Annotated in this window: 24 protein-coding genes; 14 read left to right on the top strand and 10 right to left on the bottom strand. The window is 64.4% G+C overall.

All coding sequences use genetic code 11. The annotated features are described in order from the left end of the window. The first annotated feature begins 9 nt into the window (after window positions 1-9). Entirely contained in the window at window positions 10-690 is a 681-nt protein-coding gene (locus ED208_RS03360; protein WP_123210427.1) for a sulfite exporter TauE/SafE family protein, read from the top strand. A 127-nt stretch (window positions 691-817) separates the two neighbouring features. Here ED208_RS03360 and ED208_RS03355 read toward each other — a convergent pair whose 3' ends face one another. Further along, a complete protein-coding gene (locus ED208_RS03355) occupies window positions 818-1807 on the bottom strand; it encodes an integron integrase (protein ID WP_123210426.1) in 990 nt (329 codons plus the stop codon). 141 nt (window positions 1808-1948) lie between these two features. On the opposite strand from ED208_RS03355, the gene ED208_RS17230 reads away from it, so the two are divergent. The 4 genes from ED208_RS17230 (at window position 1949) to ED208_RS16960 (ending at window position 5064) form a co-directional block, all read left to right on the top strand. After that, window positions 1949-2170, top strand: coding sequence for a hypothetical protein (locus ED208_RS17230; protein ID WP_158608409.1), 222 nt, complete (start codon window positions 1949-1951; stop codon window positions 2168-2170). Window positions 2171-2508: 338 nt separating this feature from the next. Beyond that, window positions 2509-3276, top strand: a complete 768-nt coding sequence (locus tag ED208_RS03350; protein ID WP_123210425.1) for a hypothetical protein — start codon at window positions 2509-2511, stop codon at window positions 3274-3276. Window positions 3277-4125: 849 nt separating this feature from the next. Continuing rightward, window positions 4126-4419, top strand: a complete 294-nt coding sequence (locus ED208_RS16965) for a hypothetical protein (RefSeq protein ID WP_148044671.1) — start codon at window positions 4126-4128, stop codon at window positions 4417-4419. A 105-nt stretch (window positions 4420-4524) separates the two neighbouring features. Continuing rightward, window positions 4525-5064, top strand: a complete 540-nt coding sequence (locus ED208_RS16960; protein WP_148044670.1) for a hypothetical protein — start codon at window positions 4525-4527, stop codon at window positions 5062-5064. 12 nt (window positions 5065-5076) lie between these two features. Here the strand turns inward: ED208_RS16960 and ED208_RS16955 are convergent, their stop codons facing one another. Both ED208_RS16955 and ED208_RS16950 read right to left on the bottom strand, forming a co-directional pair. Next, window positions 5077-5298: a hypothetical protein gene (locus ED208_RS16955; protein ID WP_148044669.1), complete on the bottom strand. Its 222-nt coding sequence runs from the start codon at window positions 5296-5298 to the stop codon at window positions 5077-5079. Continuing rightward, window positions 5288-5551 (bottom strand): hypothetical protein, encoded by a 264-nt coding sequence (locus tag ED208_RS16950; RefSeq protein WP_148044668.1) that lies wholly within the window; start codon window positions 5549-5551, stop codon window positions 5288-5290. Before ED208_RS16950 ends, ED208_RS16955 begins: the two co-directional genes overlap by 11 nt. Between ED208_RS16950 and ED208_RS16945 the strand changes: the two genes are divergently transcribed. The 3 genes from ED208_RS16945 (at window position 5550) to ED208_RS03345 (ending at window position 6844) form a co-directional block, all read left to right on the top strand. Then, window positions 5550-5945 (top strand): WapI family immunity protein, encoded by a 396-nt coding sequence (locus tag ED208_RS16945; protein ID WP_148044667.1) that lies wholly within the window; start codon window positions 5550-5552, stop codon window positions 5943-5945. The genes ED208_RS16950 and ED208_RS16945 overlap by 2 nt on opposite strands. Window positions 5946-6050: 105 nt before the next feature. Continuing rightward, window positions 6051-6266 carry a hypothetical protein gene (locus ED208_RS16940; RefSeq protein WP_148044666.1) on the top strand — a complete coding sequence of 72 codons (216 nt, stop codon included), beginning with the start codon at window positions 6051-6053 and terminating at the stop codon, window positions 6264-6266. Between the two features lie 80 nt (window positions 6267-6346). Beyond that, on the top strand, window positions 6347-6844 hold the full coding sequence (locus tag ED208_RS03345; protein ID WP_123210424.1) for a nuclear transport factor 2 family protein: 498 nt from the start codon (window positions 6347-6349) through the stop codon (window positions 6842-6844). Between the two features lie 60 nt (window positions 6845-6904). Here ED208_RS03345 and ED208_RS03340 read toward each other — a convergent pair whose 3' ends face one another. The 5 genes from ED208_RS03340 to ED208_RS03315 all read right to left on the bottom strand — a co-directional run bounded on the left by ED208_RS03340 (window position 6905) and on the right by ED208_RS03315 (window position 12241). Continuing rightward, complete coding sequence (locus ED208_RS03340) at window positions 6905-8149, bottom strand: MgtC/SapB family protein (protein WP_123210423.1); 1245 nt, start codon at window positions 8147-8149, stop codon at window positions 6905-6907. 1021 nt (window positions 8150-9170) lie between these two features. Continuing rightward, the gene (locus ED208_RS03330) at window positions 9171-10073 is read right to left on the bottom strand and encodes an oxidoreductase (protein ID WP_123210421.1); all 903 of its coding nucleotides are present in this window, start codon (window positions 10071-10073) and stop codon (window positions 9171-9173) included. Window positions 10074-10111: 38 nt separating this feature from the next. After that, on the bottom strand, window positions 10112-10891 hold the full coding sequence (locus ED208_RS03325) for an SDR family NAD(P)-dependent oxidoreductase (RefSeq protein ID WP_123210420.1): 780 nt from the start codon (window positions 10889-10891) through the stop codon (window positions 10112-10114). A gap of 29 nt (window positions 10892-10920) precedes the next feature. Next, window positions 10921-11796: an SDR family NAD(P)-dependent oxidoreductase gene (locus tag ED208_RS03320; RefSeq protein ID WP_123210419.1), complete on the bottom strand. Its 876-nt coding sequence runs from the start codon at window positions 11794-11796 to the stop codon at window positions 10921-10923. Window positions 11797-11890: 94 nt separating this feature from the next. After that, window positions 11891-12241 (bottom strand): helix-turn-helix transcriptional regulator, encoded by a 351-nt coding sequence (locus ED208_RS03315; protein WP_123210418.1) that lies wholly within the window; start codon window positions 12239-12241, stop codon window positions 11891-11893. A 318-nt stretch (window positions 12242-12559) separates the two neighbouring features. Between ED208_RS03315 and ED208_RS03310 the strand changes: the two genes are divergently transcribed. Then, entirely contained in the window at window positions 12560-13690 is a 1131-nt protein-coding gene (locus ED208_RS03310; protein ID WP_123210417.1) for a GGDEF domain-containing protein, read from the top strand. A 22-nt stretch (window positions 13691-13712) separates the two neighbouring features. Here the strand turns inward: ED208_RS03310 and ED208_RS03305 are convergent, their stop codons facing one another. Continuing rightward, window positions 13713-15260, bottom strand: a complete 1548-nt coding sequence (locus ED208_RS03305) for a FadD3 family acyl-CoA ligase (RefSeq protein ID WP_123210416.1) — start codon at window positions 15258-15260, stop codon at window positions 13713-13715. A gap of 100 nt (window positions 15261-15360) precedes the next feature. After that, window positions 15361-16140: a glucose 1-dehydrogenase gene (locus tag ED208_RS03300; protein ID WP_123210415.1), complete on the bottom strand. Its 780-nt coding sequence runs from the start codon at window positions 16138-16140 to the stop codon at window positions 15361-15363. Between the two features lie 285 nt (window positions 16141-16425). On the opposite strand from ED208_RS03300, the gene ED208_RS03295 reads away from it, so the two are divergent. From ED208_RS03295 to ED208_RS03275, 5 genes are read left to right on the top strand one after another with little or no spacing between them, the layout of a single operon-like run. Further along, window positions 16426-17328 (top strand): VOC family protein, encoded by a 903-nt coding sequence (locus tag ED208_RS03295; RefSeq protein WP_123210414.1) that lies wholly within the window; start codon window positions 16426-16428, stop codon window positions 17326-17328. 10 nt (window positions 17329-17338) lie between these two features. Next, the gene (locus ED208_RS03290) at window positions 17339-18220 is read left to right on the top strand and encodes a CoA transferase subunit A (protein WP_123210413.1); all 882 of its coding nucleotides are present in this window, start codon (window positions 17339-17341) and stop codon (window positions 18218-18220) included. Window positions 18221-18222: 2 nt separating this feature from the next. After that, window positions 18223-19026, top strand: coding sequence for a CoA-transferase subunit beta (locus tag ED208_RS03285; RefSeq protein ID WP_123210412.1), 804 nt, complete (start codon window positions 18223-18225; stop codon window positions 19024-19026). A 9-nt stretch (window positions 19027-19035) separates the two neighbouring features. Beyond that, window positions 19036-19929 (top strand): enoyl-CoA hydratase, encoded by an 894-nt coding sequence (locus ED208_RS03280; RefSeq protein WP_123210411.1) that lies wholly within the window; start codon window positions 19036-19038, stop codon window positions 19927-19929. A gap of 19 nt (window positions 19930-19948) precedes the next feature. Continuing rightward, window positions 19949-21016, top strand: a complete 1068-nt coding sequence (locus ED208_RS03275) for an NAD(P)H-dependent flavin oxidoreductase (protein WP_123210410.1) — start codon at window positions 19949-19951, stop codon at window positions 21014-21016. Window positions 21017-21153: the final 137 nt, after the last annotated feature.

The raw sequence follows: 21153 nt of genomic DNA, 5'->3' as shown, positions 1-21153 counted from the left end.
GAGCCGGCGATGATGCTGCTGCCGGTGCACGAGCTGAGCATCCCGGCGATGCTGCTGGCCGGCCTGGCGCTGAGCCCGCATTGCGCCCTGATGTGCGGCCCGGTGCAGACCCTGCAACTGCGCGGCGCCCCCGCTTCGATGAGCCCCCTGCTGTGGCTGCACCTGGGCCGGGTGCTGGGCTACGCGCTGATGGGCGCCGCCGCCGGCTACCTCGGCGCGCGCCTGATGCTGTGGCTGCCGGCGCGCGAATTCAGCGGCTGGCTGCAGGCCCTGGCCGGTGCGGTGCTGGTGCTGATCGGCGTTTCCTACCTGCGCCGACCGGTGGCGGACTGCCACGGTCACCACCTGCTGCGCCGCCTCTCTGGCGCCGCACCCAGTCCGCTGCGCCTGCTCGTGCGCGGCCTGGTGTGGTCGCTGATGCCCTGCGCCTTGCTCTACGGTCTTTTGTTTCTCGCCACCGCCGGTGGCGGCGCGCTGAGCGGCGCCCTGCTGATGGCCGCCTTTGGCCTGGGCACCGTACCGCTGCTCGCTGGTGGTGGTCAGGCCCTGCAAGGTTTGCTGCGGGCGCCGACCCTGCGCCGCCTCACCGCCGTCCTGCTGGTGAGCCTGGGCGCCGCCTCGCTCGGCGCCGTGCTGGCGCCGCAGCACTTCGCGCCCTGGTGCCTGCCGGCGCAGGCGATGGAGCGTTAGCTGGCGCGGGCTCCGTCACGGTTGGGTTCCCTCCCTCGCTTGCGGGGGAGGGTTAGGGTGGGGGCGGTAGGCGGAGCACGGTGGTACTGAGGAAGTACCGCAGCTTGAACATTGGCGGCCTTGGCCGCTACACGCGATCCAGCGGACTCACCACTCCCCGTCCACCGCGATTCAGTACATGGGTGTAGATCATGGTGGTGCTCACGTCGCTGTGCCCGAGCAACTCCTGCACTGTGCGTATGTCGTAGCCCGACTCCAGAAGATGGGTAGCAAACGAATGACGGAGTACATGCGGCGAAACCGGCCGGGTGATGCCGGCCTTCTGGGCGGCGCGACGAACCAGTTTCTGAACCACAGACTCATCGAGATGATGGCGGCGAATCTCGCCGCTCTCTGGATCGGCCGATAAGCCAGCCGCCACGAAGACGTACTGCCAAATCCATTCCCGCGCCGCATTCGGATACTTGCGAGCCAGCGCGCCCGGCAGGTAGACGCTACCCACACCGGCCAGGACATCCCGGTCGAACAACTGCTTGCGTTCATCCAGATGCTGTTTCAGCGGTAGCAGCAGCGATTGAGGCAGAACCGTGACACGATCCTTGCCGCCCTTGCCATGCCGCACTGTGAGTTGCTTGCGCTCCAGATCGAAGTCCTGCACGCGAAGGCGCAAACCCTCCATCAAGCGCAAACCCGTCCCGTACAGGAGGCGAACCAACAGCGCCGAGGGCCGGTCATCGCCCAGGTTTTGCAGCAGGCGTTGCACCTCAGAGGTGCCCAGCACGACCGGCAGGCGCTCCGGCTTCTTGGCTCGGGTCACTCCGTCGAGCCAGGGCAGATCAACTCCGAGTATCTCCCGGTACAAGAACAGCACTGCGGCCAAAGCCAGGTTCTGGGTTGCCGCAGCGACCTTCAATTCGACCGCTAGCGCGGTCAGAAAGGCCTCGACTTCCGGCGCGCCCATGTCACGCGGATGCCGCTTGCCGTGGAAAAGAATGAAGCGTTTAATCCAGTGCAAATAAGACTGTTCGGTGCGGAGGCTGTAGTGCTTGGCCCGCATGCGGAGCCGAACTTGGTCCAACAACTTGGGAGCCTTGGCCGTGTCCACCCTCTGTTCCATGTTTCATCCCTCCCCAACTGCGAATCTTCTGTGGATTCAGCATGTTGAAATTTCCCTTTCCAGATTATACGGACGTGCCGCCAGATTAGGCGGCGATCCGTGTTCCATCTAATTGGCGTTGGGCGGAATAAGTCCAATCTCATGACAGAGAGCGACAAGGCGCCGGTTTACTGCTCTTCCAGCCTCGTTTTCATCGAGTCCGCGCTTGGCTGCTTTTTCGGCTATGCAACCTCGAAACTTGGCCCAGTAAATCTTGTCGTTCCGTCCAACAAGGCGCTGCACTCGGACAGTCCGCGCCTCGCGTTCAGTTCTTTTCATGGTGGTTCTCCGAAGGCGCGGCCTGCCGGTGAGCTTGGGCGTTAGTAATTGTTAGGCGGTTTCGGCGGGTAATTCTTGGGGCAAAGCCGCACAGCGTAGACATCTTTTTGAGCTGTATGAATGACCGCTTGGTGTGCTATTACAAAGCCTCTGAAATTGTGCCGCATAACAAGTTGATACGGACAAAATTTCAGAGGCTTTGTAAGGAGCGCTCATTGGGTTCAAGGGGCGCTTTTTTGGCGAGGGGGAGTAGCTCAGGGGCAGGGATCGCGTGATAACAATTTCTAACCAGTCGTTGCAGCGGACGTGGCCTTCGGCCATTCCCTCGCTTCGCTCGGCGCCGCTGAACTCCATGCGTTGGGCCTGAGAAAAAAGGGGGGATCGTGAAGGATCTAGTAAAAAATCCGCTGGGAATCGTAGCCCTCTTCATCTCGCTGATTTATAGCATCGCGAACCTACTTTTAGGTGCTACGGCCAGCACGCTCTCCGCTGACGAGCGACATCCGCTCATTATCTTCATCGTACTTTTCCCTGTTGTTGTTTTAGGCGTCTTCTATCTCCTTGTTTCAAAGCACCACGGAAAGCTTTATGCGCCTGGTGACTACAAGGACGACAAGTCATTCCTGAGGACGCTATCTCCAGAGGAGCAGGAAACGAAAATACAGAGGGAGCTTAGTGACGCAATACCTCAAGCGGAAGCGCCGCCGCCAGCAGAGCAAGTTGTTTCCGTATCACCGGAGAGCGTTTCGGTCAGGCCCGATTACTTGGAACTGAGGCGCGAGATTGAGAGAGTTGAGGAGGGGGTCGTAAAGCGATACGAGAAGAGGCTTGGCGTACCTGGAGAACGCAATCTCGGCATCGGAGATACCGGAGTCGCATTCGACGCCCTATTTACTGAAGGCATGCAGTTCACAGCTCTGGAGGTAAAGCTGTTGCGCTCACCTATGATTTCGAGCATGGCACTCGATCGCGCGCTTTACGGTGCAGTTGTTGCCGACAAGTTCTTTGAGAGTCGTTTCCGACTGCTGCTGGTGGTGGTCTTCGACTTCCCGGTAGATGATTTGGCTCGCATCAGAAGTCTCTGGGAGCGGAAGGTGCGCGCCTGCCCAGCAAAGGTGGAGTTGGAGTTTGTCGCAAAGGCTGACCTGTGACGGGCCCAACAAGTGCTTCCAGTGGACGTCGTCGCCTTCGGCGACGCCGCCACTGAAGCTGGGCGTTAGTAATTGTTAGGCGGTTTCGGCGGGTAATTCTTGGGGCAAAGCCGCACAGCGTAGACATCTTTTTGAGCTGTATGAATGACCGCTTGGTGTGCTATTACAAAGCCTCTGAAATTGTGCCGCATAACAAGTTGATACGGACAAAATTTCAGAGGCTTTGTAAGGAGCGCTCATTGGGTTCAAGGGGCGCTTTTTTGGCGAGGGGGAGTAGCTCAGGGGCAGGGATCGCGTGATAACAATTTCTAACCAGTCGTTGCAGCGGACGTGGCCTTCGGCCATTCCCTCGCTTCGCTCGGCGCCGCTGAACTCCATGCGTTAGGGGCTTTATGGGCATCAGTGTTTCCGCCGTCTTTCTTACCGACGAGGCCATTCAATTCTTCGGCCATGCTGCACCTCCCTGCATCATCGCCGGCTCGCGTGGCCCATATATCCCCTGCGAGTCGGCAACACAGGTAGGGTCTTTCATGGTCTTGATATGCAAGCCTGAATCAACCCCCGGCATAAAGGGTGAGGTCAGCTTTTCCATCCCGCTCCACTTAGTCCGCTTGGTCGTATCTGGCGGCAGCGTCTCAATAGGGTTCATGGTTGGGCACAGCGCATGACAAAAGCCGCCAGCCCCGTCCGTCTGGTAATCGCTAAGGCCAATCTCTTTGCGGCACCGGCTGCACTGCGCGAGCACTCGCATGGTCGCCCCTAACCAGGCACTCCAGCGGACGGGGCTTCGCCCCGCCGCTGAGCTTTGGCGTTGGGCGGCAAAGACACAGTGAGCCAATCTGGAGAAGCATGCTCAAGAAGGGTTCCAAGTTCTTAGTGGTGTCGCCAATGCCCGCCATTGCGCTCACTCACTGGTTTGCACCATTCACAGGCGGCCACCATGTAACCGTTCCTGTTGGCACTGTTGTGGTCGTAGTCCATGACCAAGTCAAAGGCGCTCCAGGCGTCTCGTGCACTCCGGAGAACTACGAGGAACTTCACCTCGCTCTCATTCCAGAGGAAGATCGCAAGGAAGAAAAATACAGCGGCTTTAGCCTCAGCATCCTCGCAGCGGAGTTACAAGCACATGGAAAGCCAGCGTAGTTACCGCCCAACCGGCGGTTCAAGCCGACGTCCACGCCTCCGCTGTCGCTCCGGCGTGGCCGCTGCTTAACCTGAGCGTTGGGCCGTAAAGAGAGAGCAGATCCAGTGAGATTCATTTTTTCAGCGGTTGCCGCCGCGATATTGTTCACCGCGCCCGCCTATGCGTGCTCACCTGAAGGCGCTTATGGCTTTGCCTTTGGCTCGAAGCCCGCACGGTTGGGAGAAAAGCTGTATGGAAATGACGCTTCCGTTTGGTATGTAGGCGAAGCTCCAGAACCTGACGCGCGTTTCGACAGGTACGAAATAAGACTAGATGCAGATAAGAGGCAGATATTTGAAATAGTCGCGGTGAAAATCACTTATGGTCTTCCGGCAGACGGTAAAGCGTACTCCCCAGCGGAGGTACAAGAAGGCAAATCACTTTCGAGAAAGTTTGCCATGGAGTACATCGCAACACTGCCCGAAGCAGTAAAGACAACGCTGGTAGACAAATACGGAACAGGTAGCTGGGACGGATCGGCGGCTGAGGGGTACCACATCGGCATCGGTGCAACTACCCCGTACAAAGTTACGGTGTCTTGTTTAGATAACAAACGAGAGTGGGCCGTTGCACGCAAAGTGATGCCTGGCCTATTTGGTAAATGATCGTGTCCAAAGTCAGGGATAAGGCCCAACAAGTGCTTGCAGTGGACGCCCCCGCCTTCGGCGGTTGCGCCACTGAAGCTGGGCGTTAGCCATATGAAAGCCAGAGTCTGCGGTTTCAATGCAAACAGAACGCGATTCGCTGTGCAGCTCGAAGACGGCGAGTTCGTGGTCTTCGATTTGGAGGTTGGTGATGTTCGTCCGAATGACATCGTTTCCGGCAACTTCAACGATCATGGTTCGGCGCTCCTTCAAAACCACTCTCAGAGCTGTCAGCTAGAGGTTTATGTGCAGGCAATTGGTGCCTCGCGCCAAGCTGCTGAATCTCTTCTTCGTCATAGATAACTCCCGGTTCAAAAGGCTCCCATGCTTTTTTCATTTCCTCGCTTGGCAGCGCACACAGTTTCGGGCCGGGCGTGGCTAACAAGGCATTCAACTCGGACGTGCCCGCTTCGCGGTCACGCCGGTTAATTTCGGCGTTAGCTCTCATGCAAATCAAAAGCCACGGCCTAGATTTTGAGCTTCGTCTATCACGGCCTGATCAAGAGGGCTGGATGAGTGCGGCTATAGAAGTGCATGTGCCATCTGTGACATGCCGTTTTGGGTGCACCATCGACACTGCAGAATGGAGTTCTTTCGTCGATGAGCTGCAGCGCCTTGAAGCCGCAATTGGCAAGCGCATCTCGGCCAACTGGGAAAATATGGAAGAGAACATTGCCTTCACCTTCGTTTTAGAAGAGCGAGGAGCTTTGTCTGGCACATATAAGTTCAGCCCAAACAACTTCAGCCTTGGGCCGGTAGTTTCAGGTGCATTTGAAGCAGACCAAACGTCGCTAAAAGCTTGGGTGGCATCCGCTCGCGCCGCAACCGCACATGAGCGCTAACCATGCATTCAAGCGGACGGGCTTCGCCCGCCGCTTAACTTAGGCGTTGAGGCTGTAGAAAAAACCCAGAATCGCTGCTGATTTGGCACACAAGCCGCTGCGCTTATGCAGCGGCTTTGTCGCTTCTGGAAAGAGGTGCTCGTGGCGCGCTGCAAGGCGGTCGATCCACATCTGTCGAAGATGCTGCCGGTGCGGTTCTCCGGTCAGGTCCTGCCCGGCAAGGAGCTGTTTGCGGTCGATGGCTGCAAGCCGCTTTCTAATGCCTCGCCCTCCCGCACGCGGACCGGTGGACGATTACTGCAGGGTGCTGCGTGGCGGTAGACGCAGAAGGCCGGTGATCCAAGAATGCCAAGAGCGGCGTCCGGTTCCGCATTTAACTGCCCTTCTCTTCCTCGAAGACCATGAACAATCACCTTGCCGTCTGCGCGCTCGCTGCCAACCTGGTGCTGAGCGGTTGCGCGGCTACCCCGCAGGTTTCTTCAAGCGCGGCTCCCCAGACTCCTGGGCCTCTGTTCGACAAAATTCTGGCCCTGGACACGGAGGTCTTTTCGGCCTTCAACACCTGTGCAGAGGCGGGTCAGTTGCAGAAGCACGCCGGGTACTTTTCCGAGTCGGTTGAGTTCTATCACGACAATGGCGGGGTCACCTGGAATCGGGCCGACATGATCGCCAACACCGAGAAGTTCGTTTGCGGCAACTTCCGGCGAGAGTTGGTGGCTGGCAGCTTGCGCGTCTATCCAATCAAAGACTTCGGCGCCATCGCTCAAGGCGTGCATCGGTTCTGCCAGTTCAAGTCTGGCGCGTGCGAGGGTACTGCGGAATTCGTAATCGTCTGGCGTCAGGAGGGAGATAAATGGCTCATAACGCGAGTGCTGAGCTACGGTCACCGCCCGGCGTGAGGCGTTTCGTGTGAGGTGGCGGTTGCGGTGCGAGACTTGGGGCCGAAGGCCCAACGGCTCTCAGGCGAACAGCAGCACGCCCAGGCCGAGGCCCGCGCCGGTGGCGGCGAAGCCGCGCAGCACCGGCAGCAGCAGCGCGCGGCCGGCGATGGCGCCGACGATCAGCAGCTTGGCGACCAGGTTGGAGCCGTAGGCGAGGGCGATGCTGTGCACCACCTCTGCGGTGGTCAGGCCGCCGGTTTCGTGCATCTGCAGGCTGGAGAGGGTAATGACATCGACATCGGTGAGGCCGGAAACCAAGGCCACGGCGTAAACGCCACGCGCGCCGGCAAGGTCGTGCAGCCAGGCCACCGCCAGCAATACCAGGCCGAACAGCAGGCCAAAGCTGAGCGCGGCGCGCAGTTCGATGGGGTTGGCGATCTCCAGCGGCGCGCCGGGTTGGGCTTCGTGCTGCGCCGCGCGCAGCGCCGGCCAGGCGACGAGTGCCCCGGCGGCAAAGCCCAGCCCCAGCACCGGCAGCAACTGCGCCAGCACGTCGCGGCCCATCACGGCGGTGACGATGGCGAGCCGCAGCATCACCACCAGGTTGGCGATCAGGATCACCGCCAGCGCCATGCGTCGCAGGGCGGGTGTCTGTCGCACCTGCCGGGCGTAGACCATGGTGGTGACGGTGCTCGACACCGCGCCACCCAGCAGGCCCAGCAGCGGCGCGCTGCGGCCTTCGCCGAACAGCCGCAGCGCGGTGTAGCCGGCCAGGCCGATGCCGGAGATCAGCACCACCATCAGCCACATGCGGAAGGGGTTGAGCACCTCGTAGGGGCCGTAGCCCTGGTTGGGCAGCAGCGGCAGCACGATGAAGCTGATCAGCGCGAACTGCAGGAAGCTGATGAGATCCTGGTGGGTGAGGCGGTGCGAGAGGCCGTGCAGCTCGGCCTTGAAGTACATCAGGCTGGTGGCGGCCAGGGCCAGGGCGACCGCCAGGTGGGTGTGCTGATACCAGAGCATGGCACCCAGGCAGTAGCAGAGCAGTGCTCCCAGCGGGGTGACGGTGTCCGGGTCTTCGCCATTGGCGGCGGGCGCGCGGGCGTGCAGCATCACCGCGCCCACCGTCAGCAGTCCGGCGACCAGCGGCCAGATACTGGCGCCGTGCTCGCCGAGCAAGGCAGCGGTGGTGCCCAGCAGCGCGGTGAGCGCAAAGCTGCGCAGGCCGGCGCGGGCATTGGGCCGGCGCTCGCGCTCCAGGCCCATCATCAGCCCGATGCCGAGGCTGACCAGGAAGGGCTGCACCAGTTTCAGTTCTTCCATCGCGGGGGCGCCTGCGAGCTGTGATGTGCCGGTGGGTTGTTGCCTGCCGGAAGGGATGGGGCAGTGGAGGTTACGGGCAATGACGCCCGATAGCCTTGGGAGGAAAGCTGCGCCAAGCATGCGCGTGTAACGGCGTATGGTCGAGTCGGGGTGGTGGAGCGTTTGGAGACCGGCCTTCCGGTGGAGGAACTCGCACAGGCGATGTGGGTATCGACCAGCTCGGTGGGCAGATGGTGGAAACGGTGTTGATCGGGAGATCTGGCGGTATCGGAAGATTGCTCCAGCTGCCTGGAGACTGGTCTGCGGCTTGATGCCCGGACCGGCGGCGAGCATGTCGCTGTTTATGCGGGGTACGCGATGGCGACGCTGGCGCGCGCTGGCTCCGGTGGTGCCCTTCATGGGGCACGAGATGGAGTATCCAGGCGATAGAAATCGTCTGGATACCAAGACACTGCGGCGGAGCAATTTTCCTGGGGATCGGGTTGCGGGGCGTGGCGGGATTGGCCGGCAGGTGTTCCGTGTTGCCACTGACGAGCCATCGCGCACCGGCCTTGCCAGCGTGGCCGAGCACGAATCGTCACTGACGACCGCTGCATTTCACGAACAGGGTGTGGAGCGCGACTGCCAGCGCCACATAAGCGTGCATAAGGAAACGACCGATAACGCGACTGCCTCTGACTCGAAAGTTGCCGCCGCCGCTCGCGAGCCTAGCCAACGCACGCCGCCGCCGCGTCCGACCCTACGCCCTTCACCACAAGGGCAGGGCCGAACGCTTGATCCAGAGCGTGCTGTGGTAACGGGCGTACGCCACCACTTGCCAGCAATTCACGCAAGGAAACCAAGTATTGGGCGCCTGCTTTCATCACTAGAGCGGGCGCCACCTACACGCCGCGTTGCGCGGCATGCCGCCCAGGTTCCAGACTCGGCCTCAGCCAAGACAACGCATTGAAGTTCCACAGCTGGGCCTCGCCGGTGAACGGCTGGCCCTGGAATCGCGGCTTGGCTGGTCGCGGCTGTCTGGCTAGAGGTAGCGCAGGCCGGTGAGTTGTTCCGAGAGCGTCCACAGCCGCCGCGCCAGATCCGCGTCCTTCGCGTCCGCGCTGCAGTCCACGCGCTTCGGCGGCCCGCCGAGTTCCTTGTAGCCGCCGGGGCCGTAGTAGTCGCCACCCTTGACCTCATCGCCGGTCGCGGCCAGCAACACCGGCAGCGCGCCTACCGCCGGCTTCTGCGCGAACAGCCGGGTGGCCAGGCGCATGAAGAAATTGCCCAGATCGAGATTGGTCGCGGTGTAGCCGGGGTGGGCGGCGACCGCGATGCTGCGCTTGCCGGTGCGCCGCAGCCGGCGTTCCAGCTCGAAGGTGAACAGCAGCGCCGCCAGCTTGCTGCGACCGTAGGCATCCATCTCCTTGTACGGTCGCCGGCTCAGGCCGGCATCGTCCGGGTCCAGGCCCGCAGTGAGCCAGTGCGCGAGGCTGGACATGCTCACCACCCGCGCGGCCGGCGCGGCTTCCAGTTGGTCCAGCAGCAGGCCGGTGAGCGCGAACGGTCCCAGGTGGTTGGTGCCGAGATGGGTCTCGAAGCCGTCCCTGGTCTTGCCCTGCGGCACCATGATCGCGGCGGCGTTGTGGATCAGCAGATCCAGGCTGGCGTGCCGGGCCTTGAAGGCTTCGGCGAAGCGACGCACCGAGTCGAGGTCGGCGACGTCCAGTGCCAGGACCTCGACCTGCGCGCCGGGATGCCGTTGGCGCAGCTGCGCAGCGGCGGCCTCGCCCTTGGCCGGATCGCGGCAGCCGAGCAGCAGCCGCGCGCCGGCGCCGGCCAGCGCCTGTGCCGTCTCCAGGCCCAGGCCGCGGTTGCCGCCGGTGATGAGGGCGAGCTTGCCCTGTTGCGGGGAAAGGTCGGCAGCGCTGCGCAGACGGCTCATCGCGTGGTCTCGTTCGGGGTAGGGGGCATGCCAGTCCGCTAGACGCCAGGGGCGCCGGGGAAGCCGACGTAGTACTGGCCGGTGAGCATGCCGCCGTCGACGGCGATCTCGGCGCCGCAGAGGTAGCTGGAGTCATCGCTGGCCAGGAACAGCGAGGTACGCGCCACTTCCTCGGGCTCGCCGACGCGCTGCAGCGGCACCATGGTGTAGCGCTTGTTCACCTCGGCTTTCTGCTCGGCGTAGGGATTGCCCATGGCGGTGTCGACGCCGCCCGGATGCACGGAGTTCACCCGCACGCCCTTGTGGCCGTACTCCATCGCCGCGACCTTGGTGAAGCCGCGCACCGCCCATTTGCTGGCGCAGTAGGCGCCGAGGCCGTTGGCGGCCTTCATGCCGTCCACTGAGGAGATATTGACGATCGAGCCCTTGCCCTGCGCGATCAGCTCGGCGCCGACGATGCGGGTGCCCAGGAAGGTGCCGATCAGGTTGATGTTGATGACCCGCTCGAACTCCGCCTTCTCGGTGGTCTGGATGGTCTTGAACAACAGCACGCCGGCGTTGTTGACCAGCACGTCGATACCACCGAAGTCGGCCTTGGCCTTCGCCACCACCGCCTGCCAGCTGGCCTCGTCGGTGACATCGTGGCGCAGGTAGGCAGCGTTGGCGCCCAGCTCCTGTGCCAGCGCCTGGCCTTCGGCCTCCAGCACGTCGGCGATCAGCACCTTGGCGCCTTCCGCCACGAACAGCCGCACCGTGGCCGCGCCCATGCCGCGCGCGCCGCCGGTGATGATGGCGACCTTGCCTTGTAAACGTCCCATTGCTGTTTCTCCTCGTTAGCGGCGGTGGCTCAATCGACGATGGCGGGATGCGCCTGCGCCGGCGAGCCGAGCATCGGCCGGTGCGAGGGCGGCTGGCGGCCCTCGTCGTTGATGCCGTATTCGCTGGCGATTTCGGCGCCGATGATGACCTGCCCGGATTTCTCGGCGCGCTTGGGGTCGCGGTAGATCGCCGAGACGATGTGGCCGGTGAACTCCGGCGTCTCGGCGATCTCCCAGAAGCCGGCGTACTGCTCGGCAGCGCGGTCCATCGCGCGGCGGGTGCGGTCGGTGCGCAGCATGCCCATCCAGATCGACACCGCAGCGACGTTGTAGGGTTTGAAGTCCACCGCCATGTCCTTGGCGAACTTGTCGACGCCGGTCTTCTGTGCGCCGTAGCCGGGGCCGTGCATGTAGCAGCTGGAGCCGAAGCTGGAGGTGAACACGATCAGGCCGTTGTTCTGCTTGGCCATCAGCGGCGCCGCGTACCAGCTGGCGACATAGCCGGAGCGCAGGCCGACATCGAGGATGTCCACCAGTTCCAGCGGCTTTTCCCAGAACGGCCCCTTGTCGATCAGCTTGTCGTGCAGGAAGGTGGCGTTGTTGACCAGGATGTCGAGCCGGCCCTGCTCGCTTTCGACGCGCTCGAACAGGGCTTTCACCTCGGCGTCCTTGGCGTGGTCGCAGGCGACAGCGATTCCTTTGCCGCCGGCTTCGGTCACCAGTTGCGCGGTGTTGCCGACCGTGCCCGGCAGCGGTGCTTCGCCTTCGTTCACTGTGCGGCCGGTGACGTAGACGGTCGCGCCTTCGCGGCCCAGGGCGATGGCGATGCCCTTGCCGGCGCCGCGCGAGGCGCCAGTGACGACCGCCACCACACCGGCCAGGGGCTTTTGCTCGGACTTGCTCATCTCTCCTCCGTTCGGATTTTTAGTCCGGCCAGAGTGCCAGCGCGGTGGCGGCGAAAACTCGTCCGATCACGGGAGACCGGGCGCGGCGGCGCGCCTAGTTGGCCGGTTTCGGAGTGTCGCTCTCGGCGCCGATCAGTTCGAGCAAGGCCAGGCGCCGGCGTGCGTTGAGGGAGCGGAACCGCCGCAGCAGCGCCTGCTCCTTGGCGTCACGGATGGCTAGCGGTCCGGGCCCGGAGCGGCTGCCGGACTCTTCGTCGAGCAGGCCGTCGATGGAGCATTGCAGGGCGTCCCGCAATCGCAGCAGCGCGTTGAAACTCGGAGATTCGCGGCCGTTTTCCCAGGCTGAAACCGAGGACTTGGTGACTCCCACGGCAAAGCCGAGTTGCTCCTGGGTCAGCCCCATCGCAATCCGCGCATCCTTCAGTCGCCTCGCGAATGGATTCACCTGGGCAGTCCTTTTGCTTCAGCGCGACACGGTATGGCAGCCCTATAGCGGTGTCGTGCGGAATTACTTGACGCCTTTTGTTGGGTAAAACCATACTTTGACGGGCAATAACACCGATTCTTCGGGCCGACTGCAGGTCTTCGCGCCAAGAGGAGTCGTAACCAAACAGGGGCTGGGACGGGCCGTGGCAGCGGCCCTCGGGTGTGTCGCGGATCGCTTTGACGTGACCGCAACCAATTGATTGTTTTGATCTTTAGAGCCGCCGCCGGCCCGTCAGGGGTATGCAGCTGCGGCCAAGGAGCGCTTCTAGTGAGTGCGATGCGCCGTCTGCGGTTCACCGAGGAGGCGCAGGAGCGCGCCTACCTGGCGTACCGCACTGAAAATGCCGTCCCGGTGGTTTACGGCACGGTCGTAGTGATGACGATCCTATTTTGGGTGTTCTTTCTGCAGGACGCGCATGCCCGCCGTGATTTCCAGCAGCCCTGGATGTTGGGCGCCATGGCGCTGTGCTTCCTGGCGGTGGCGCTGGGCTTGCTGGGGATCGCCCTGCGTCCGGGGCCGGGCTACCCGCAATGGCTGCCTGCCTGCTTGGGCGGCATGGTGCTGCTGACGCTCTGTGCGGTGTCACTGCAATCGGCACGCGTGGCGGTCCCTTGGCCGCACGAGTTCCTGGTGTTCGCGTTCCTGGTCGTGCACTTCTTCATTGGTCTGGTGTTCCGCTACGCACTGCTCTTGAGTCTGGCCACCGTGCTGGTCTTTGTCGGTCTGGGCCAGGCGCTGGGCCTCGACAGCCAGTGGCTGCTGCGGAACAGTCTGATCCTGCTCGCCGGTCTGCTGATCTGCATTTGTGTGGGCTACCTTCAGGAGCGCGCCGACCGGCGCAACTGGCTGCAATCGACGCGGCTGCGCGAACTCTCCGAGCGCGACGGCTTGACCGGCCTGCACAACCGCCGGGTGTTCTTCGCGCAGGCCGAGCGCGTGCTCGGGCAGGCGCGTCGCGACCAACGCTTTCTGGCGCTGCTGCTGTTCGATGTCGATCACTTCAAGCGCTACAACGATAGCCACGGCCATCTGGCCGGCGACATCGCGCTGCGCGCCGTGGCGCAGGTCCTGGCTGCCGCTGCCCAGCGGCCGATGGATGTCTGCGCGCGCCTGGGGGGTGAAGAGTTCGTGCTGCTGCTGTTCGACGTGCAGCCGGCGTCGGCCGTGCAGATCGCCGAACGCCTGCGCGCCGAAGTGGCGGCGCTCGCCGAGAGTCCCGCCAGCGGCTGCCGTCCCCTGACGATCAGCGCCGGAGTCGCGGTGTTGGTGCCGGCGCCAGAGGAAACCGTGGCCAGCCTGTTCGAGCGGGCGGACCGGGCTCTGTACGGCGCCAAGGGCGACGGCCGTGATGCGGTGCGCCGGGACTTGCTCGGGTTGCCCGAGGTGCTGCCCAGCGGGCATGCCTGAGCCGCGAGGGGCGGTTGCAAGGCTAGCGCGGCAGCTGGAACTTCATCACCTTGCCGGAGGCATTGGTCGGTAGCGCCTCGACGATCTCGATGTGGCGCGGCACCTTGTAGTTGGCCATCTGCTCCCGGCACCAGGCGATCAGCGATTTCTCATCGACGCTCTGCCCCGGGCGCAGCGTGACGTAGGCCTTGCCGACCTCGCCCTGGCGCTCGCAGGGCACGCCGATCACCGCCACCTGGGCGATGGCCGGGTGCGCCGACATCATCCGCTCGATCTCCGCCGGATAGCAGTTGAAGCCGCCGGTGATGTACATGTCCTTGAGGCGGTCGGTGATGCGGATGTAGCCGCGCTCGTCGATCACCGCGACATCGCCGGTGTGCAGCCAGCCCTCGGCGTCGATGGCCTCGGCGGTGGCCTTGGGGTTGTCGAGATAGCCCTGCATGACGTTGTAGCCGCGCACCAGCAGCTCGCCGGCGACGCCGTGCGGCAGGCGGTTTCCCTCTTCGTCGATGCACTTCACCTCGGTGTCGGGGATCGGCTTGCCGCAGGTGCGGGCCACCGTCTCGGCATCGTCGGTGGAGTGGCAGAACGACACCATGCCGCTGGCCTCGGTCAGGCCGTAGCCGGTGAGCAGCACCTTGAAGTGCAGCTCGGCGCGCATCTGCTCGATCAGCGAGGGCGCGACGGTGGCGGCGCCGGTCATGGTCGCGCGCAGCGAGCTCAGGTCGGTGCGCGCGCGCTCGGGCGAATTGAGCAGGCTGATGAACAGCGTCGGCGGGCCGGGCAGTACCGAGATGCGGTCGCGCTCGATGCGCTTCATCACCGCCGCCGCGTCGAACACCGCGTGCGGCAGGATCGCGCAGCCGTAAAGCAGGGCGGTGAGCCAGCCGGCCTTGTAGCCGAAGGCGTGGAAGAAGGGGTTGATGACCAGATAGCGGTCTTCCGGCACCAGCTCCACCCGCTTGCCCCATTCCAGGCTCACCCGCAGGTTCTGCCCGTGTGCGCTCATCACGCCCTTGGGCTGGCCGGTGGTGCCGCTGGTGAACATGATGTCCATCAGGTCGCTGGGCCGCACCTGCGCGGCGCGGCGATCCACCTCGGCCGGATCGACGCCCTCGGCCCGGTTCAGGAACTGTGCCCAGGTGGTGTCACCGTCCTGGGCGTCGCGCAGCACGATCAGCTGTTCCAGGCTGGCCGGCCGGTGGCCTTCCAGCAGCGCCGGGAAGTACTGGTCGAGAAAGCGTCCGCAGGTGAACAGCAGCTTGGCCTGGCTGCGCTCCAGCACATAGGCAACCTCTTGGCCGCGCATGCGGGTGTTCACCGGCACCAGCACCGCGCCGATGCTCTGCACCGCCAGCGCCGCGATCACCCACTCCGGCGTGTTCTGCGCCCACAGCGCGACGCGGTCCTTGGGCTGCACGCCGAGCGCGATCAGCGCCTGCGCGGCAGTGCGTCGCTGCGCGTCCAATTGCGCGTAGCTGAAGCTGCGACCGTCTTCGCCGATCAGGGCGGGACGGTCGGCGAACTTGCGGACCGATTCGGCGAAGGCGAGTGGCAGGGTCAGTTGCATTGCGGATTTCGGATTTCGGATTGCGGAATGAATCGGCAGAAGCGGAGTGCCTTGCCCACGGTCACCGCCGCAAGCCGAGCTCGGCGATCCGCAATCGGCATCAGTCGGCCCAGAGCAGATAGCCGTTGTCGATGCGGTACTCGGAGCCGTTGATGAAGCTGGACTCGTCGCTGGCCAGGAACAGCACCAGATTGGCGATGTCTTCGGGCTTGGCGAAGCGCGCCATCATCTGCTTCTGGTCCATCACCCGCACCGCGCTCTGGGTGCCCTTGGGCATGGTCGCGTGCAGGCCGGTGACCATCGGCGTCATGATCCCGTCCGGGTGGATCGAGTTGCAGCGGATCTTGTGCAGGTTCATGCGCGCGTGCGCGGCAATCGAGCGGGTCATCGCCGCCACCGCGCCCTTCGAGGCCGAGTAGGCGCAGAAGGAGCCGACGCCGCCGATGCCGGCCATCGAGGACATGTTGACGATGGCGCCGCCGCCGCGCTTGAGCATGGCCTTGTAGCCGTAGTGGCAACCGAGGAAGTAGCCGTCGGAGTTGATCTTCTGGATCTTCTGCCAGGTGGCGAGATCGGTGTTCTCGATGTTGCCGTAGATCAGGATCGCGGCATTGTTGACCAGGATGTCGAGGCCGCCGAAGGTTTCCTCGGTCTTGGCAATCACCGACTTCCAGCTCTCTTCGTCGGCGATGTCGTGCTTGAGGAACAGCGCCGAGCCGCCCTTGGCCTTGATCGCCTCGGCGGCTTTCACACCCTCGCTCTCGTTGAGGTCGGTGAGTACGACGTGGGCGCCCTCGCGCGCCAGCAGCTCGGCGTCGGCCTTGCCTACGCCGCTGGCGGCGCCGGTGACGATCGCCACCTTGTTCTGTACTCGACCCATGCTGCGTTCTCCTCGTCTATTGGTTCTAATGGCGGTTGTTCGCGGTGTCCGGGCTTGCGCGACGCGGCCTCGGATGTCTTCTGCCCAGGCTGTGCAGGCAGCCTGGACGATGGCTCATGGCCAGTGGCCGGCATTATTTCGGCTGCCCACTGGCTAGCCTTCGTCCAATAAGACGATCTGCCCCAGGGAGCCCCGCAGATCGACTCATCAAAACGGGTGAAGCTCTTGCACAGGGCGGTCTCGATAATCCCGGTCGTTCAAATCCCCCTTTCAGGCAGACCTTCCATGAGCAGTCCCAAGCCCTTGATCCAGGCGCTGGCCTATGTGGTGGCGGAGTCCACGGACGTTTCCCGCTGGCGGCAGTACGGCGAGCAGGTACTGGGTGCGATGACCAGCCCGGCGCCGGAGGGCGGCCTGTACCTGAAGCTGGACGAGCGCCGCTTCCGTCTCGCGGTGGTCGCCGGCAGCGAGGACCGCTACCAGGCCTCCGGCTGGGAGGTGGCGAACGCCGCCGACTTCGCCGCCGCCGTCGCCGCCATCGAAAAGGCTGGGGTGAAGGTCGAGCCTGCCAGCGCCGCCTTGAAGGCCGCACGCTGCGTCACCGATCTGGCGCTGTTCACCGATCCCTCCGGCAACCGCCACGAGCTGGGCTATGGCTACGCGGGCGGCGAGTCGCCGTTCGTGTCGCCCTTGGGCAGCACCCATTTCAAGACCGGCGCGCAGGGCATGGGCCACACCGTGCTGCCCTCGCTCAACTTCGACGCCAGCCTGAAGTTCTTCACCGAGGTGCTGGGCTTCGGCATTTCCGACATCTTCAACTTCCAGCCCGGCCCGGATGCGCCGCTGATCCGCATCTACTTCCTGCACGCCGCCTCCGGCCGTCACCACAGCCTGGCGCTGGCGGAGATGCCCAGCCCCTCCGGCTGCGTGCACATCATGCTGGAGGTCACCGAGAAGGACGAGGTGGACCGCGGCGAGCTGCGTCGCGAAAAGCACGGCGCCAAACTCATGGCGACACTGGGCCAGCACGAGAACGACAAGATGACCTCGTTCTACATGCTCACGCCCAGCAATTTCGCGCTCGAATACGGCTGGGGCGGCATCAGCGTCGAGCCGGGTGTCTGGGAAACCACGCACACCAAGCAGGTCTCCATCTGGGGCCACGATTTCTCGGTCGGCTTCCGCTAACAAGAACCACATGGCACTCAACAAACAGAAGTCGGCGGCCGAGGCCGTCGCGGCCCTGCGCGATGGCATGACCATCGGCATCGGCGGCTGGGGCCCTCGTCGCAAGCCCATGGCCCTGGTACGCGAGATCCTGCGCTCGCCGCTGAAGGATCTCACCGTCGTCTCCTACGGCGGCCCGGATGTCGGCATGCTCTGCGCTGCCGGCAAGGTGAAGAAGCTGATCTTCGCCTTCGTCACCATGGACGCGATCCCGCTGGAACCCTATTACCGCAAGGCGCGCGAGTCGGGCGCCATCGCGGTGGAGGAATACGACGAGGGCATGTTCGAGTGGGGCCTGCGCGCCGCCGGCATGCGCATGTCTTTCCTGCCCACCCGCGTCGGTCTGGCGACCGATGTGCTGGCCAAGAATCCCCAACTCAAGACCATCGCCTCGCCCTACGCCGACGGCGAGGTCTACGTGGCGATGCCGGCGCTCAAGCTCGACGCCGCGCTGATTCACGTCAACGAGGCCGACCGCCTGGGCAACACGCTGGTGCGTGGTCACGACACCTTCTTCGATCACCTCTACGCCCGCGCCGCCGATCACGTCATCGTCAGCAGCGAAGTGGTGCACGAGAAGCTGGAGCTGGATGCCGACACCGCCAAGCTCAATCCCTTCGAGCGCTACCTCGTGCATAGCGTCGTGCATGCACCGGGTGGCGCGCACCCGACCTACCTCGGCCCCAACTACGGCTGGGACATGGAGCACCTCAAGCGCTACAACGCCTCCGCCAGCGAAGAAGGTGGCTGGGCGAAGTACGTGGAGGAGTTCGTGAGCGGTGGCGAAGTCGCCTACCAGACCCAGATCGGCGGCGCCGAGCGCCTCGCCAAGCTCAAGCTGCCGGTGTTTTGAACATGAGCGACCTAGCCCCTGCCACCCTCGCCGAATTGATGATCGTCGCCAGCTCCGAAGCCTGGCGCGACAACGGTGAAGTGCTCGCCTCCGGCATCACCACCATCCCGCGCCTGGGCGCGAGCCTGGCCAAGATGACGCACTCGCCCGAGCTCTTGATGACCGATAGTGAAAGCTATCTGGTCAGCGAGCCGGTGCCGCTAGGCCCGCGCGGCGACTACAAGCCCAAGTACGAGGGCTACATGTCCTTCGAGCGGGTGTTCGAGTGCGTCTGGGGCGGCAAGCGCCACGCCATGATCGGCCCGACGCAGATCGACCGCTGGGGCCAGACCAATCTCTCCGCCGTCGGCCCCGACTACGCCAAGCCGAAGTCGGCGGTGCTGGGTGTGCGCGGCCTGCCGGGCAACAGCATCTGCCACATCAACTCGCTGTTCGTGCCCAACCACGGCCCGCGCGTGTTCGTCGCTGGCGAGGTCGATATGGTCTCCGGCGTCGGCTACAAGCCGGAACGCTGGGGGCCGGGCATGAAGCAGGACTACGTCGATCTGCGCCTGATCGTCACCGACCTCTGCGTGCTCGACTTCGGCGGGCCGGACCACGCGATCCGCGTCAAGTCCCTGCACCCCGGCGTGAGCTTCGAGCAGGTGCAGGCGGCGACCGGCTTCCCGCTGCTGCAAGCGCCCGATCTCGGTGAAACGCCGCTGCCGACCGCCGAACAGCTCGCCATCATCCGCAAGCTCGACCCGCACAATCTGCGCGGCATGGTGCTGAAGAACGACCCGCCCGCGCTGCGCGCGGCGGCCTGAGCGCGGCCCATGAGCGATCTGGTCGAGCCCAAGAAGGTCGAGATCACCTACGAGACCGAAGAGCCGGTGCTCTACGAGGTGCGGGAGGGCGTGGCCTGGGTGACCATGAACCGGCCCGGCTACAACAACGCCCAGAACTCGCAGATGACCTATGCGCTGGACGCCGCCTTCGCGCGCGCGGTCAGCGACGACGCGGTGAAGGTGATCGTGCTCAAGGGCGCCGGCAAGCATTTCTCCGCCGGCCACGACATCGGCACGCCGGGGCGTGATCTGCACAAGAGCTTCGAGCGCAAGCACCTGCTGCCGGACCACGTCAACAAGCCGGGCGCCGAGCTGCTCTATACCCGCGAGCAGGAGGTCTACCTGGGCATGTGCCGGCGCTGGCGCGATGTGCCCAAGCCGACCATCGCCGCCGTGCAGGGCGCCTGCATCGCCGGCGGCCTGATGCTGGCCTGGGTCTGCGATCTGATCGTCGCCAGCGAAGATGCCTACTTCCAGGACCCGGTGCAGCGCATGGGCATCCCGGGCGTGGAGTACTTCGCGCATGCCTTCGAGCTGCCGCCGCGCGTCGCCAAGGAATTCCTGATGCTTGGCGAGCGCATGCCCGCCGCGCGCGCCTACAACTTCGGCATGGTCAACCGCATCGTCGCCCGCGAGGCGCTCGACGCCGAGGTGGCGAAGATGGCCGCCAACCTCGCCGAGAAGGGACGGCTCGGCCTCTGGCTGACCAAGCAGGCGATCAACCATGTCGAGGAGCTGCGCGGCAAGCGCACCGCCATGGACGCGGTCTTCCACATGCACCACTTCGCGCATGCCCAGAGCGATCTCACCCAGGGCAATCCCCTGGGCGGGCAGGACGCCAAGTCGATGGCCGCCGGCAACAAGAAGCCGGACGGCCAGTAGCACTCCCAGCACGAACCTCATGAGCGCACCCGCCGCACTGCAAACGCCGTTGACCCAGTTGCTGGGCTGCCGCTACCCCATCGTCCAGACCGCGATGGGCTGGGTGGCGGACGCCAAGCTGGTGGCCGCCACCAGCAATGCCGGCGGCTTCGGCTTTCTGGCCGCCGCCACCATGTCCACCGAGACCCTGCGCGCGGAGATCGCCGCCGTGCGCGCGGCGACCAGTGCCAAGTTCGGCGTCAACTTCCACATGTTCCAGCCCAATGCCGCCGAGGTGATCGAGCTGGTGCTGCAGAACGCCGACCGTGTCCGCGCGGTCAGCTATGGCCGTGGCCCGAGTGCGGCGATCATCAAGCGCTTCAAGGATGCCGGCGTGCTGTGCATGCCGACGGTGGGTGCGCTCAAGCACGCCCAGAAGGCGGTGGAGCTGGGCGCCGACATCATCACCGTGCAGGGCGGCGAGGGCGGTGGTCACACCGGCTCGGTGCCGACGACTCTGTTGTTGCCGCAGGTGCTCGAGGCGGTGAAGGTGCCGGTGGTCGCCGCCGGCGGCTTCTACAACGGACGTGGCCTCGCCGGCGCGCTGGCCTACGGTGCTGCGGGCATCGCCATGGGCACGCGCTTCCTGATGACCGCCGACTCGCCGGTGCCGCGCAGCACGCTCCAGAAGTACGTCGCCGTCAAGGAGGCCGCGCAGATCCGCGCTTCCACCGCCGTCGATGGCATGCCGCAGCGGATGATCGACAACCCCTTCCTGCTGCGCCTGGAAAGCGGTGGCCTGCTGCGTCGCCTGTTCGTGGCGCTGTCCAGCGCCTGGGCCTGGCGCGCGCATACCGGCATGACCCTGGGCCACATGGCCAAGACCTTCTTCGCCGCCCTGCGCGAAGGTGACGGCGCGATCCAGACCATGATGGCCGCCAATGCGCCGGTACTGATCCAGCGCGCCATGGTCGAGGGCAAGCCCGACGAGGGCGTGCTGCCTTCCGGCCAGGTCGCTGCCAATATCGCCAGCCTGCCGACGGTCGCCGAGCTGATTGCCGGCATAGTTTCGGAGGCGGAGCAGCGCCTGGCGGCGCTGCCGAGATAGCCATGAGCGCGAAACTGACTTTGTTCCCCTCTCCCCTCGTGGGAGAGGGGCTAGGGGAGAGGGGGGACTTTCGTCCCCGGCCCGAGTGCGCCATGAGCGAGCGTAGCCCCCTCTCCCCAACCCCTCCCCCACGAGGG

The organism is Stagnimonas aquatica (assembly GCF_003730135.1).
Classification (GTDB): Bacteria; Pseudomonadota; Gammaproteobacteria; order Nevskiales; family Nevskiaceae; genus Stagnimonas; species Stagnimonas aquatica.
The sequence above is the reverse complement of the archived record's forward strand: the minus strand, read 5'-3'. Positions and strand labels throughout refer to the sequence as shown.

Bases quoted from the DNA above. Each gene is read 5' to 3' on its own strand.
- ED208_RS03360 (WP_123210427.1), top strand. From the start codon at position 10: ATGATGCTGCTGCCGGTGCACGAGCTGAGCATCCCGGCGATGCTGCTG.
- ED208_RS03355 (WP_123210426.1), bottom strand. From the start codon at position 1,807: ATGGAACAGAGGGTGGACACGGCCAAGGCTCCCAAGTTGTTGGACCAA.
- ED208_RS17230 (WP_158608409.1), top strand. From the start codon at position 1,949: ATGACAGAGAGCGACAAGGCGCCGGTTTACTGCTCTTCCAGCCTCGTT.
- ED208_RS16965 (WP_148044671.1), top strand. From the start codon at position 4,126: ATGCTCAAGAAGGGTTCCAAGTTCTTAGTGGTGTCGCCAATGCCCGCC.
- ED208_RS16955 (WP_148044669.1), bottom strand. From the start codon at position 5,298: ATGATCGTTGAAGTTGCCGGAAACGATGTCATTCGGACGAACATCACC.
- ED208_RS16945 (WP_148044667.1), top strand. From the start codon at position 5,550: ATGCAAATCAAAAGCCACGGCCTAGATTTTGAGCTTCGTCTATCACGG.
- ED208_RS16950 (WP_148044668.1), bottom strand. From the start codon at position 5,551: ATGAGAGCTAACGCCGAAATTAACCGGCGTGACCGCGAAGCGGGCACG.
- ED208_RS16940 (WP_148044666.1), top strand. From the start codon at position 6,051: ATGCAGCGGCTTTGTCGCTTCTGGAAAGAGGTGCTCGTGGCGCGCTGC.
- ED208_RS03345 (WP_123210424.1), top strand. From the start codon at position 6,347: ATGAACAATCACCTTGCCGTCTGCGCGCTCGCTGCCAACCTGGTGCTG.
- ED208_RS03340 (WP_123210423.1), bottom strand. From the start codon at position 8,149: ATGGAAGAACTGAAACTGGTGCAGCCCTTCCTGGTCAGCCTCGGCATC.
- ED208_RS03330 (WP_123210421.1), bottom strand. From the start codon at position 10,073: ATGAGCCGTCTGCGCAGCGCTGCCGACCTTTCCCCGCAACAGGGCAAG.
- ED208_RS03325 (WP_123210420.1), bottom strand. From the start codon at position 10,891: ATGGGACGTTTACAAGGCAAGGTCGCCATCATCACCGGCGGCGCGCGC.
- ED208_RS03320 (WP_123210419.1), bottom strand. From the start codon at position 11,796: ATGAGCAAGTCCGAGCAAAAGCCCCTGGCCGGTGTGGTGGCGGTCGTC.
- ED208_RS03310 (WP_123210417.1), top strand. From the start codon at position 12,560: ATGCGCCGTCTGCGGTTCACCGAGGAGGCGCAGGAGCGCGCCTACCTG.
- ED208_RS03305 (WP_123210416.1), bottom strand. From the start codon at position 15,260: ATGCAACTGACCCTGCCACTCGCCTTCGCCGAATCGGTCCGCAAGTTC.
- ED208_RS03300 (WP_123210415.1), bottom strand. From the start codon at position 16,140: ATGGGTCGAGTACAGAACAAGGTGGCGATCGTCACCGGCGCCGCCAGC.
- ED208_RS03295 (WP_123210414.1), top strand. From the start codon at position 16,426: ATGAGCAGTCCCAAGCCCTTGATCCAGGCGCTGGCCTATGTGGTGGCG.
- ED208_RS03290 (WP_123210413.1), top strand. From the start codon at position 17,339: ATGGCACTCAACAAACAGAAGTCGGCGGCCGAGGCCGTCGCGGCCCTG.
- ED208_RS03285 (WP_123210412.1), top strand. From the start codon at position 18,223: ATGAGCGACCTAGCCCCTGCCACCCTCGCCGAATTGATGATCGTCGCC.
- ED208_RS03280 (WP_123210411.1), top strand. From the start codon at position 19,036: ATGAGCGATCTGGTCGAGCCCAAGAAGGTCGAGATCACCTACGAGACC.
- ED208_RS03275 (WP_123210410.1), top strand. From the start codon at position 19,949: ATGAGCGCACCCGCCGCACTGCAAACGCCGTTGACCCAGTTGCTGGGC.